The sequence below is a fragment of the Spiroplasma kunkelii CR2-3x genome, assembly GCF_001274875.1.
Classification (GTDB): domain Bacteria; phylum Bacillota_I; class Bacilli_A; order Mycoplasmatales; family Mycoplasmataceae; genus Spiroplasma; species Spiroplasma kunkelii.
This window is the reverse complement of the sequence record NZ_CP010899.1, coordinates 703,187-715,752: the sequence shown is the minus strand read 5'-3', so window position 1 is coordinate 715,752 and position 12,566 is coordinate 703,187. Positions and strand designations below refer to the sequence as shown.

Here is a 12,566-nt window from a genome sequence, read left to right as displayed (position 1 = left end):
TTAATCATCTTTCTTGTTTCTTTTCTCTTTTTTAGGTTTTAAATTTTTTTTCAAAATATCAATATCAAATAACTCCAATCGCTCTTTAACACTCAATTTTGTTATTTTCAACCAATAATATTCTTTTTTATTAAAAATTTCATCATTTTTTTAATCAAGCACAAATTTTAACCATTGACTATCATACTTATTGGCAAATTCAAGCGGAATAATTATTTTAAAAAACCGAATTCCTAATCCAACATCCGACTAATGTTTTACTTGTTTACCTTCTGCTGTTCGTTCTACTGATTTTGTTTTTCAAATTTCATAATCCGTTATATCTTGGAAAATTCCAATTAGCATAATAAAGAAACTATTAAAAAAATTAAATCCTTTTTAGCAACAGGTTTTTTCAATGAAATTGGAATAATAATGCCACTTGCTAACTGGCGAATATTATTTAAAATCATACCCTCACGCTGAGCAGTAAACAACGCACGATTACCAAAATGTCTCGCTAAAACAATTCACGGTATTTTACCACTATGAACTTTTTTCTCATCGTGAGGACTAGTTCCATCAATATACAAATAACTTTCATCAAATAAAATAACACTATCATAAGGAGGGGCGGAATTAAAATAATTCACGTATCACCTAAAAAAACCATTATCTCAGGTAAAATATTTGTTATATCTTCTTTAACTTTTCATAATGCACTAGATAAACCAGTTCAAATACCAGTCATATCCTCAGACATAGTTTTAGGTGTATTTGCTAAAAAATTAACTGCTGTTGTTAAATACATACCTAACATTATTTTTTATCCTCCTTTCTTTCAATTTCTTTTTTTCTTTTTTCTTTCTTTGAATTTGTTTAATTTTTTGATAATTTGATAAACCAATTTAAGCAAAAATCCATAATATAATAACAACACTAAATATTGTCGTTAATCAAGTTGGCATAATATAACTCCCTTCTAAAAATAATATATTACATCTCTTTTCTAAAAATATCGCAGCACGCTTCGCGTGTTCGCTATGCTCAAAATAAACTATATTGAATAAATTAACGCTAATAAATTACGCGGATAATTTATTCATTTTCTTTTTCATTATTAATTACTATTTTATTTATAGTATTAATAACAATATCTTTTCCATACTTAATTACTAAGGACCGCAAAAGAAAATAATGTTTTTTTCCATTAAAAAATAAAGTCCTTTCAAAGTTGATTTGTTGCACTTCGATTACACGATGAAAAAAGCGGTATACTTAATCTAAGTTTCCACAAATAATTTGTTAATTTTAACTTGCATTTTAAAAGTAAACTTTATATTATTATTTTAACAACTTTAAAAAGCAATTTTGGATGTTACGGGAATTAGGTGTGAATCCTAGGCTGACCCAGCACCTGTAAAGTGGATGAAAGCTAACATCATTCCATTGAGAAAATATTTCTTGAGAAGGAATAGTGAGTAAAGTGAAACTAAGCCAGTAGACCGATCTAAAAAAACATTGGTAAAATATCAATGTTGCACTTATAGTTATTATCTCTGGGGTTAGATGATTAATTATTTATTAGTGAAAACTATTAAATAATAATTTGAAAGACGTCAAAAAGCGTTTTTTAGTTGTTAATTTAAAGCAGTAATCCTATCAAGAGGTATTATTTAAAAGATAATAAATAATAAAATTAATTAATAATTAAAAGTTTAATAGCATTTGATTTAAAATAGTTTTATTTTTGCTATTTGTCTTAAACTTTTAATTAAAATAATCGTAAAAATTAAACATCATTTATGTGAATATGCAACAATATTCTTTTTCGTTTTTTTTAAATATCCTTACTTTTTAAATAAAAATAGCATTGATAGGTATTTATTGGTAATTAAATTAAGCGGAAAAGAGAGGAATAAAAAATGACACCACATATTAATGCCAAAAAAGAAGAAATTGCAAAAGTTGTTTTAATGCCAGGAGACCCATTACGGGCAAAAACCGTTGCTGAGAAATATTTAACAAATTTAAAATTAGTAAATGAAGTTCGAAATATGTTAATGTATACTGGCAAATATAAAAACATTGAGGTAACAATTGCTGGAAGTGGAATGGGTTGTCCAAGTATTGGAATTTATTCATACGAATTATTTAAGTTTTATGATGTTGATTATATTATTAGAATTGGTTCAGCCGGAAGTTATAATCCAAATATTAAAGTTTATGATATCTTTAATGTTCGTGAAGCATTTGGCGAAAGTAATTATGCAAAAATTGCAGCTAATATTGATAATAATTTAATTGCTGCAAGTGAAAAATTATTTAATGAAATTGAAACTGTAGCACAAGAAAAAGGAATTAAAACTCACACGGGAATTGCTCATGCAGCAGATGTTTTTTATCGTTATGATGATTCATTAGACTTTACTCATACTCATAAGTTAGATGTTGTTGAAATGGAATCATATGCTTTGTTTACTAATGCAATTGTTACTCAAAAACATGCAGCAACATTATTAACAGTTTCTGACCATCTTGTAACTAAAGAAGTTACTACGGCATTGGAACGCCAAAATAATTTTATGACAATGGTTGAATTAGCATTAGATACTGCTGTTCAATTAATTGGTTAAAAACGAAAGGAGCAATAAAATGAAAATTGCAGTCTTTGGAACCGTTGGAGCAGGAAAAACAAAAGTTAGTGAAGAATTATGTAAACAATTAAACTATAATTTATTTAAAGAACCACTAGAAGAAAATCCATATTTTAAAGATTTTTACCAAGATATGGAAGGATTTGCCTTTAAAATGCAAATTTATATGTTAACAACAAGAATTGAGCAATTTTTCAACATTAATAATTTAGAGGATACTGTTTTTGATCGCACAATTTTAGAAGACCCTGTTTTTGTGCGAGTTTCCTACTTATTAAAAATTATGAATGAAATTGATTTTAAAGTTTATAATCGTTTTTTTCAAAATGTTATTGTTCCAATTTTGAATAAAAAATTAGGCTTTGATGTCATTATTTATTTAAAAGTTTCAACTGAAAAAGCGGTTGAACGAATTAAACAACGTGGACGTCAATTAGAATTAGAAACCCCATATTATTACTGGGAAAAGTTAAATGAACAATATGAAATTTTATATCATGAATTAAAAAATGATTATCAATTTATTGTTATTGATGCTGACAGTGATGATTTTTCAGAAAAAATAAGCATTATAAGGAGGAAATTAAAATGAAAAGCAAAAATAATAATATAGAAACAAAAAGTTTAAGTAATTTAAGAATTTTAGGACTAGATCCTATTATTTATAATAAAACTGGCCACCCAGGGATTGTATTAAGTGCAGCACCACTGATGCAAGCAATTTATTTAAATAATTTAATTGCTAATCCGGCAGTACCTGATTGAATTAATCGTGATCGTTTTGTATTATCTCCAGGACATGCTTCAACCTTACAATATGCAATTTTACATTTAGCTGATTATAATTTAACAATTGATGATTTAAAAAATTATCGTCATATTAATTCAAAAACGCCAGCTCATCCAGAATATGGTGTTACTCCTGGAGTGGATAATTCTTCTGGTCCCCTAGGACAAGGAGTTGGCTATGGAGTTGGAATAGCATTAGCTGAACAACATTTAGCAGCTAAATTTAATAAACCAGATTATAAAATCATTGACCATTATACTTATGTTTTATGTAGCGATGGTGATTTGCAAGAAGGCGGAGCAATTGAAGCAATCCAATTAGCTGGGGTATGAAAATTAAATAAATTAATTATGTTATATGATTCAAATGATTGCCAATTAGATACAAAATGTGATGATGTTTTAAAAATTGATTATCAACGTTTTTTTGAAGCACAAAATTGAAATTATATTCGAATTGAAAACGCAGATGAGGATCTACCAGCAATTCAAAAAGCAATTGAACAAGCACAAAAATCTGATAAACCAACATTAATTGAATGTAAAACAATTATTGGTTATGGGCATCCAAAACAAGGTTCACCTATGCATTCTTCACCATTTACTCCCGAGGAGATGGAACAAGTAAAAGCATTTTATGATTTTAATCATCCTCAATTTTATGTTGATAATGATGTTAAAAAACATTGACAAGACACTTTTGCTAAACGAGGAGCAACAAAATATGAAGAATGAAAGAAAAAAATAACTTCTTACAAAGCAGCATTTCCAAAGGAATATGAAGAATTATTTGTAATTCCATCGGTTGATTTAAAAGCTTTTGAAGCGTTATTAACAACTGATAAAGATAAAAAAGCAGGAACACGAATTATTATGGGTGATGTGTTTAAATATTATCAACAAAAGTGTTTAAATAATATGTTTGGAGGTAGTGCTGATTTGGGAACTGCAACCAAAATTATTGGTTATAATGGTTCATGAACAACATCAACACCACAAAATAATAATGTTCATTTTGGAGTGCGTGAATTTGCTGCCGGAACAATTAGCATTGGTGTTGAATTACACCAAGGTTTGAAAGGATTTAATTCAACATTTTTAATTTTTGCTGATTATATGAAACCATGTATTCGAATGGCTTGTATTCAAAACTTACCCGTAATTTTTGCTTTTTCACATGATTCAATAGGTGTTGGTTTTGATGGAAAATCACATCAGCCAGTTGAACAATTAGCAATGCTACGAAATTGTCCGAATTTAAATGTGTTTCGTCCAGCGGATATTAAAGAAGCAATTGGATGTTTGAAAGCAAGCGTAGAAGCAAAAAGTGCTCCATCAGCTTTAATCTTATCGCGACAAGATACCCCATATCAATTAGCAGAAACATGTTGAGAACAAACGTTAAAAGGGGGATATATTGTTGTTGCTGAAGATGAGACAAAACCATTGGAGGCAATTATTATTGCAACAGGAACTGAATTAGCACCAGCAATTGTTGCAGCTAAGACAATTAAGAAAAATATTCGTGTTGTATCAATGCCCTCTGTTGAATTATTTGAACAACAGTCAAAAGAGTATCGGGAAAAAATTGTACCAAATAATATAACAAAAGTAATTGCAATTGAATTTTCAAATGATTATGTTTGATATAAATTTGTTGGTAAAACTGGCTTAATGTTAGGTGTTGATGATTATGGTTTATCGGGAAGTGCGGATGCTGTTATTAAGTATAAGCAATTAGATCAAACTTCTATTATTAATAGAATTACAGCATATTTAGGAGAATAATGATTACATTAGAAAAACTATTAGAATATAAAACTTTTTATGTAATTCGAAATCATAATTATGTTGTTGCTCAACAAATTTGTGAACAGTTAATTAATTTACAAGTTAAATGTTTAGAATTAACTTTCACAATTCCTAATGTTGCAGAATTAATTAGTTTTGTTCGTAACAAGTATCCAACAATTGGAGTTGGAGCAGGAACAGTTTTAACATTAGAACAAGCAATGCAAGCAGCAACAGCCGGAGCTCAATTTTTAGTAGGGCCAGTTTTTAACCAAGCAGTTAGTGAATATTGTCATCAAAATAATTTACTGTATATTCCGGGGGCAATGACACTACAAGAAGTTAATAATATTGTTAATGCTAAATGAGAAATTATTAAAATTTTCCCAGCAACAGCATTAAAATTAAATTTTATTCAAACAATTAAAACATTTTTTCCAACAAAAGTTTATATGGCTTCAGGAGGAATTAATTTAACAAATTATGAAGAAGCAAAAAACTTAGGATATGATTTAATTGCTATTGGTGCTTTTATCACTGGTGATATTAATAGTACAGGTCTTGATATAAAAAAATTTAAAAAATTTGAAACAATAATTAATCAATAAAGGAGAAAAAATAATATGAGAGATAATAAAAAAGTAATTTACAATGCGGGTAGTATGTTTACTGAGGCCCAATGAAACACAAGAAAACGTGAAGGAGATATGTTACGTGAAATGTTTCCAGACTTTATTATTGAAAATCCAGTTGATTTTGAAACAAATCAAAAAGAACGTCCTACAAATAAAGCAATTTTTGAATTAGATTATGTTGGTTTAACTGAAGCAGATTATGTTATTTTAGAATTAGATGGTTGAGATTCAGGAACTCATATGGAATTTGGTTTAGTAGTTGAACAAGCAATTCATAATAAAAATAAATATTTATTCCCAATTATTTCTGACTTTCGTTTACATCAAGGAATATTAAAAGGAGAATATCCTGGTTTTGGTTTAAACGAAATGATTACAGGAGCATTATATTATGAACCATTAAATAATGGTGATGTTCCTCAAATGACATTATGTAATTCGCATAAATTATCTTGTGAAGCAATTAAAGCTATTGAAACGGGAAGAATTGAAGAGTATCGAAAAAGATATGATATTAAAGATATTTTTAAAGAAAGAGAAGATACTTTATATCATGGTTTTGATTGTTTTATTTAAATTAATTAATAAATTAATGAAGAGTTATATTATTTATAACTCTTTTTATTTTATGCTGTGAAATTAATAGAAAAGAATTATAAAAAAATTATTGGATATAAAAAATAAATAGTTAAAGAATAATAACCATTTTATTATTTAATGCATTTTGTAATCGAAGTGCAACAAATCAACTCAGAAAGGAGTTGATTTTTTAATGGAAAAAAACATTATTTTCTTTTGCGGTCCTTAGTAATTAAGTATGGAAAAGATAATGTTATTAATAGATTTGAAATAATATTCGTCAGTTAGCAAGTGGCATTATTATTCCAATTTCATTGAAAAAACCTGTTGCTAAAAAAGAATTTAATTTTTTTAATTGTTTCTTTATTATGCGAATTGGTATTTTCCAAGATATAGCGGATTATGAAATTTGAAAAACAAAATCAGTAGAACGAACAGCAGAAGGCATGCAAAAACAAGAGAACAAGGATATAGGAGAGTGCATAAATAATGATTAAATTAGTTTTATTGGTGGCAGCAATTGCGATATTTGGTACTGGTTTTATTACTGTTATTATTAATCAATTTACATCAGCAAAAATATTATTATGGATTTTTATAATTCTGATAATTGGTTGATTTGATTATTTGGCAGAATGGCAGTTTTGTTTAGTCATCCGTTAATGTTAACAATATTGAGTTTATATATGTCATAAGATAATAACCCAAGAATAGTTTATTATGGTTCAGTTAAAGTTTCTTTTTCTGTTGTCCTACCTGAACCTCCAATAGTAAAAGAGGATTTAGGACAAATGAAGTTAACAACAAATTTAGGTAAATTACCAAAATTAACTATTTTTAATTACATAAAAAACCGCTAATTAGCGGTTTTTATTTGTTTGAATAAAATATTTATTTTTAATTTAATAATATAGTATAATTAATTAAATTCCTTTTTTTGAATAAATGTGGTTTAATTACAATAAAAAAAATTGTTCCATAAGAAAATTATATAATGTAATAATTATAAAATGTATTAAATTATTTTAAATTAATTATATAAGGAGTTTTTATGTTGAAAGATATTTTTTATATTGTCGAAGAAGAAATGTGCAATAAATATTGAAATCAATTAGCACAAGCAATAAAAGAAGTTAAAAATAATAACCCGCAAGAAATTAATAATTTAATGTTTTTCAAATATTATTTGAAAGATCAAATTACTGCACTTGCTTCAAAGGTTATTATAATTATTAAATTTAATAATAATTTTTATACATTATTTTGAAAACAAGATTTATTAAAATAAGAGATTAATAGTGATAACGTGGAGTCAAAGTATCTTCCACAAGGTTTAATATTAAATGAAAAAATTGTTAATGATGTTATATTAAGCTTAAAAAATAAGAATAATCAACATTATAATTTAAATGATAACAAAAATTTAAATGTTTTAAGTAACAACAATTCAGTATTATTTGATGATAATATGTTAGGTTAATTTCTACCAATCCCCGTTTCTAATGCAGAAGTTATTCAAATTACTAATGTTAAACGAAAAAGTAAACATTAACTTTGAATTTTAGTAATTATTTCTGTTTTCTTATTAACAAGCGGGATTGGTGTTATTGGTTATGAAATGCATTGGCAATCATCTCATTCTAATTTAGTTAATTCTAAAATTATTGCAAGGGATGATAATCCGGTTGGTGAAGTTAAAGATTAAAATAAAGGGGATAACTATAAAGATAATGAGAATAAAGATACTATTTAAAATACAATAATTTTGATGACCAAATTATTGAGGAAGAAATAATTGATATTTCACAATATAGTTATGATTTTACTAAAAATCCACTGAATTTAATTGAAGTACAGGCATTAGATATTGATTTAATTAAACCAGAATTATTAAAATTATTAGAGGTTTTTCACCCATCAAACATTATTAGAAAATAACAAACTAAAAATTACATTACTGCAAGAACCAGAAATGATAAATGATAACGTCTAATATATTATTCTGCTGCAATTAGATGCAATAAATATTAAAAGATATACTGGGCAAGCAGCTTTACATCTTGGTGTTAAGATCAAACCAGTAGTTGCTTCTGGTGTTATTAATATCAATGGTGTTGTTGATTTAAACGGTGGTATAGTGGTAAAATATTAGCGAAAAGATTTTACAAAACGTTTTAATTCTATTTTAAAATTATATGATAATAACTCAATGATCTTTACTATTGATGCATGACAAGCTTATTTATCAGCATTAGGGACAAGAATTGAAATTTCCCAAGCCCAAAAAATAATTTAGAATCAGTACTAAATAAACAATATCGAGCAAAACTTGAAGTTACAAATATTTATCAAAACGGTAATATCAAACACTTAAAAATTAGTTGAAAATTTGTTGATTTAAAAAATAATGAAAAAATTATTAATATTATGTCATATGTTCATGAACAAGCGTTTGAACAATTTCACTTACAAGGTAATTTTAAATATAATTTAAAAATTAGTTATACTAGTAAAACAAATTAAAAAATGATAAAATACATATTATATGATTACCTTGATGAATACCTTGCTATAAAATTAAGAGACATAAATTGAGTAATTTAAGAAAATAGATGGAGAATAAAATGCTTAAAAAAGGTAAATCAAATTCATGATATTCAATAATATCATTTTCAATTTTTAAAATTCGCCGTTCAATGGCAGTTTGAGTTTTAGTGTTATTGTCACTTGTTTTATTTAGTGCAATTGCAATTACTCTTTTTTTATCTTCAACAAATATTTATGATTTTTTAAAAAATTTTAAATACGGAGTGTTTATTTTTGATAATATTTTATTATTATTGTTTGTGTTGTTAGTTATCATTAAAATTTTTGGTCGAGAATTTGAAGATGGGACATATTTACTTTTAATTTCCAAACCATATTCTCGATTTACTTTATTTTTATATTCTTTAGCATTATTTTATTTTGCATCAAGTGGTATTTTATTTGCGGTAACTTTTTTAAATTCACAATTAGTTTTATTAATTGTTGTTATTTTCTGTAGTTTATTTTTAGTTGGTGGGATATCATATTCGTTAATTATGAGTTTAGCTAATACAATTGATTTATCATTTGTTGACACTAATATTACTAAGCAACCTTATCCTGTAAATATTATTAAAAGTACAATTAATTTTAAAAGAAATTTAGAAAAAAAATTAATTAAATATGATAATTTAACTAGCAAAATTTGAGATTTTTATAATTCGTGAGATTATGATGATTTAGATAAAGTTTTTAAAACGCGAGACTATGAAAATATTACAAGTGATCCTACTTTGAGAATTAAACGATTAGAATTTTATCAATCATTAGGTTTAACAAAACCAAAAGAAGCTAGTTATACAATTAGCCAACTTAATAAGTGAGATAAAATAACAAAATATAAATATTATAATAAGGATGAAACCATTTTTGAAATTATTAATAAAGTTGGCGGGAGTAATCTTCAAATGAAAGTAAACTTTGCGACAAATTTCTTTTTCAAATCACCAGAAGAATTAGATTCAAATAATGAAATTCATCAAGAATTACTTGATGCTATTAACTTTATTGGAAGAAGTGCAAAATCGTGAGACTTGTATCTTATAACAAATGATTTAAATGGAAATTCAATATTTTACTTTGATTTAGAAAAATCATATTATAGTTTATCATCATCTGATAGTAAAGTATGAACAGAAGAACGAAAGTTATCTGAGCCAAATGGATTTAATCAAGTAAATGTTTTTCGTTCTGAATCTGCTCGAACTGGGATATCACCAGTTGATTCAGAATATGATAATGGTACTGAGTTTCAAGATTGAATTATTAATTATTTTGGCGCCGAAGATAGAATTGAAGATGGTTTTGAAATTAAAACACTTTATGTTTTAAGAGAAATTGAAATTAATATTTTAAAAAAAATAATGGATTATAAATTACTTGAAAGTGTACTAATTAAAATAAATACCGAATGACAAAAATATAATGATTTAATTCAAACTTATGAATTAATTTCTAAAATTAATATTATTGAACATTGAAATCAAATTTGAACAAGTTCTTTATCATATGTTCCATTTTGATTTGAACCATTGCAACGAAGTAATATTGATTTTAGTGTTCAAAACAATTATTTAATGAGTTATCAAGATTTCCCAATAGCATTACAACAAGATAAAAAAGTTGACCTTGATGTACTACCATTTTTAAATATTAATTTATTGTTATATGTTTATTTAGGAATATCTGGTTTATTTTTAATTAATGCTTATTTAATTTTATGTCGCAAAAATATTATTTAAGAGCAAGGGGGAAGGAGATGTTAAAACATGAATAATAATACATTAGTACTTAGCGATGTGGCAATTGCTTCGCGTAATTTTAGCAAAAAGTTTAAAAATAATATTGTTGGTCCATTTAATTTTAATGTTAGTCGTGGAAAATTACATGCCATTTTAGGTGCTTCTGGAAGTGGAAAAACAGTTTTTATCAAATCTTTAATTGGTGGTTTAAAGGGCTTTCATGGTGATATTACAATTTTTGGTAAAAAAGCAACAAAAATTAGTATGAAAAAAATGATTGGTTATGTTCCTGAGTTTGTTACTTTTCCTGAAAATATTAGTTCTTATAATTTTTTAAAATATTTAGGAAAAACAAATGGTTTGCGAGGGAAATATTTTCGTGACCGCATTGAATATTTAATGAAATCATTAGAAATTTGAGAACACCGTGATAAAGATGTTAATTCATTTTCATCAGGAATGAAAAAAAGAGTAATGATTATTCAAGGTATTATTCATGATCCTGAAATTTTAATTTTAGATGAACCAGAAGCGGGATTAGATATTAATAATAGAAAAAAAATTATTTTTTACTTAAAACAATTAACACTTCGCGGTAAAACTGTCTTTTTTTCATCCCATTTACTAGATGAAATTAAAGACTATATTGATGAATTTACAATGGTAATGAATGGAACGCAAATTTATACGGGGCAATTAGCTGCCTTTAATATTAAAAATAGTTATTATCTAGTGACTAATAATCCCCAATCAATGATTCGTTATTTTAATTCAAACCGAGTGCCAAACTGATATGATCGAGCAAATAATTCATTAAATTTTGTTTTAAATTCACCATTACATTTATATTATGTTACTCAATATGCATTAAAAAATCAAATTAAAATTTCTAAAATTAGTGAAGTTGAATTTTCATTTGATTTTCTATTACAAAAATTAAATATTACGCTACCTCCTAATATGACTACTAATCGTAAATTACGAAATAAACAGTTGAAGAAATAGCAACAAGGTTAATTAACCAGCATAAATTTTAAATGTAATTTTGTTTACCTAATGCTCAATGTTCATCTGTAATTTCATCTGCTGAAAGTGTATATTTAACTAATCTATTTTCAATTTCTTCTTCATTTTCTTTATTACATGTAAAACAATAACCTCAATATCTTTTTTTAAGACAATATTTCTTTTTCATAGTTACCTCCATTTATTTAATAATCTGAAATCATATTTTTATGTTTTCCACCAGACATATATTGTTTTCCTTCTTTCGTTCTCTTTTCAGGGATGCAACGCTCAGTTTTTGAAATTAAATCTACTTGCATACATATGAAGGACCGAATGCTATCTTTTTTTAAACTCCAACCAACCACACATTTCACAAATTTAATTATTTAAGTCACTATCTCAATTTTTATTGTCATTTGATATTAACCCTGGGTTTATCACGACTATCGTAATTTATTGCGTCTATTATTTCTAGGCTGATTACCGCTGGGCTAGACCGCCTGTGTGGAAAAAAACACCTAGTTATTTTAAAAAAATGTCCCACTCTGCTATTAAGTTGTTTTTCAAAAGTTGTTTTTCAAATAAAAAGCAACTCTAACAAGAGTTGCTTTTTTATCGGTTCATCGTACAGGATGTCTTTTATTGACAATATTTTTAAACCACTAGATTATAAAATTATTTGTACTGAAGACTTGTTTTTTAACAATATTAACCCAGATTTCTTAGTTTGGTCATTTATTAAAGAAAAACTAAAAAAGGAAAAAATTAAATTTTATGATAATGTTCACTTAACGCTGACA

At 26.1% G+C, this 12,566-nt stretch carries 14 protein-coding genes, 3 pseudogenes and 1 riboswitch; of the genes and pseudogenes, 13 read left to right on the top strand and 4 right to left on the bottom strand.

Annotated elements, in window-relative coordinates; all coding sequences use genetic code 4:
* The 3 genes and pseudogenes from SKUN_RS11625 to SKUN_RS09225 all read right to left on the bottom strand — a co-directional run.
* Window positions 1-611 (bottom strand): annotated as a pseudogene (locus tag SKUN_RS11625) (hypothetical protein); the annotation flags it as partial.
* Complete coding sequence (locus SKUN_RS03970) at window positions 500-799, bottom strand: hypothetical protein (RefSeq protein ID WP_235511352.1); 300 nt, start codon at window positions 797-799, stop codon at window positions 500-502. The gene SKUN_RS03970 and the pseudogene SKUN_RS11625, both read right to left, overlap by 112 nt.
* A gap of 278 nt (window positions 800-1,077) precedes the next feature.
* Window positions 1,078-1,227: a hypothetical protein gene (locus SKUN_RS09225; RefSeq protein WP_158500763.1), complete on the bottom strand. Its 150-nt coding sequence runs from the start codon at window positions 1,225-1,227 to the stop codon at window positions 1,078-1,080.
* 108 nt (window positions 1,228-1,335) lie between these two features.
* Window positions 1,336-1,507, top strand: a riboswitch (cobalamin riboswitch).
* 397 nt (window positions 1,508-1,904) lie between these two features.
* Here SKUN_RS09225 and deoD point away from each other — a divergent pair.
* The 13 genes and pseudogenes from deoD to SKUN_RS03915 all read left to right on the top strand — a co-directional run bounded on the left by deoD (window position 1,905) and on the right by SKUN_RS03915 (window position 11,763).
* Window positions 1,905-2,615 carry a purine-nucleoside phosphorylase gene (gene deoD / locus SKUN_RS03965; RefSeq protein ID WP_053390945.1) on the top strand — a complete coding sequence of 237 codons (711 nt, stop codon included), beginning with the start codon at window positions 1,905-1,907 and terminating at the stop codon, window positions 2,613-2,615.
* 19 nt (window positions 2,616-2,634) lie between these two features.
* The gene (locus SKUN_RS03960; RefSeq protein ID WP_053390944.1) at window positions 2,635-3,249 is read left to right on the top strand and encodes a deoxynucleoside kinase; all 615 of its coding nucleotides are present in this window, start codon (window positions 2,635-2,637) and stop codon (window positions 3,247-3,249) included.
* On the top strand, window positions 3,225-5,213 hold the full coding sequence (locus tag SKUN_RS03955) for a transketolase family protein (protein ID WP_053390943.1): 1,989 nt from the start codon (window positions 3,225-3,227) through the stop codon (window positions 5,211-5,213). Before SKUN_RS03960 ends, SKUN_RS03955 begins: the two co-directional genes overlap by 25 nt.
* Window positions 5,213-5,824: a bifunctional 4-hydroxy-2-oxoglutarate aldolase/2-dehydro-3-deoxy-phosphogluconate aldolase gene (locus tag SKUN_RS03950; protein ID WP_053390942.1), complete on the top strand. Its 612-nt coding sequence runs from the start codon at window positions 5,213-5,215 to the stop codon at window positions 5,822-5,824. The genes SKUN_RS03955 and SKUN_RS03950 overlap by 1 nt, the downstream gene beginning before the upstream one ends.
* A gap of 15 nt (window positions 5,825-5,839) precedes the next feature.
* Window positions 5,840-6,427: a nucleoside 2-deoxyribosyltransferase gene (locus tag SKUN_RS03945; protein WP_053390941.1), complete on the top strand. Its 588-nt coding sequence runs from the start codon at window positions 5,840-5,842 to the stop codon at window positions 6,425-6,427.
* Between the two features lie 141 nt (window positions 6,428-6,568).
* Window positions 6,569-6,718 carry a hypothetical protein gene (locus SKUN_RS09220; protein ID WP_158500762.1) on the top strand — a complete coding sequence of 50 codons (150 nt, stop codon included), beginning with the start codon at window positions 6,569-6,571 and terminating at the stop codon, window positions 6,716-6,718.
* Window positions 6,694-6,906, top strand: a pseudogene (locus SKUN_RS03940) (hypothetical protein); the annotation flags it as partial. The gene SKUN_RS09220 and the pseudogene SKUN_RS03940, both read left to right, overlap by 25 nt.
* A 13-nt stretch (window positions 6,907-6,919) precedes the next feature.
* A pseudogene (locus tag SKUN_RS03935) lies at window positions 6,920-7,125 on the top strand (hypothetical protein).
* A 356-nt stretch (window positions 7,126-7,481) separates the two neighbouring features.
* Window positions 7,482-7,718: a hypothetical protein gene (locus SKUN_RS10610; protein ID WP_235511350.1), complete on the top strand. Its 237-nt coding sequence runs from the start codon at window positions 7,482-7,484 to the stop codon at window positions 7,716-7,718.
* 18 nt (window positions 7,719-7,736) lie between these two features.
* The gene (locus SKUN_RS10605; RefSeq protein ID WP_235511349.1) at window positions 7,737-7,910 is read left to right on the top strand and encodes a hypothetical protein; all 174 of its coding nucleotides are present in this window, start codon (window positions 7,737-7,739) and stop codon (window positions 7,908-7,910) included.
* A 749-nt stretch (window positions 7,911-8,659) separates the two neighbouring features.
* A complete protein-coding gene (locus SKUN_RS03925; RefSeq protein ID WP_053390939.1) occupies window positions 8,660-8,953 on the top strand; it encodes a hypothetical protein in 294 nt (97 codons plus the stop codon).
* Window positions 8,954-9,054: 101 nt separating this feature from the next.
* Window positions 9,055-10,758 (top strand): hypothetical protein, encoded by a 1,704-nt coding sequence (locus tag SKUN_RS03920; RefSeq protein WP_053390938.1) that lies wholly within the window; start codon window positions 9,055-9,057, stop codon window positions 10,756-10,758.
* Window positions 10,759-10,785: 27 nt separating this feature from the next.
* Window positions 10,786-11,763 (top strand): ABC transporter ATP-binding protein, encoded by a 978-nt coding sequence (locus SKUN_RS03915; RefSeq protein WP_053390937.1) that lies wholly within the window; start codon window positions 10,786-10,788, stop codon window positions 11,761-11,763.
* A 28-nt stretch (window positions 11,764-11,791) separates the two neighbouring features.
* Here the strand turns inward: SKUN_RS03915 and SKUN_RS09215 are convergent, their stop codons facing one another.
* Entirely contained in the window at window positions 11,792-11,953 is a 162-nt protein-coding gene (locus SKUN_RS09215; protein WP_158500761.1) for a hypothetical protein, read from the bottom strand.
* Window positions 11,954-12,566: the final 613 nt, after the last annotated feature.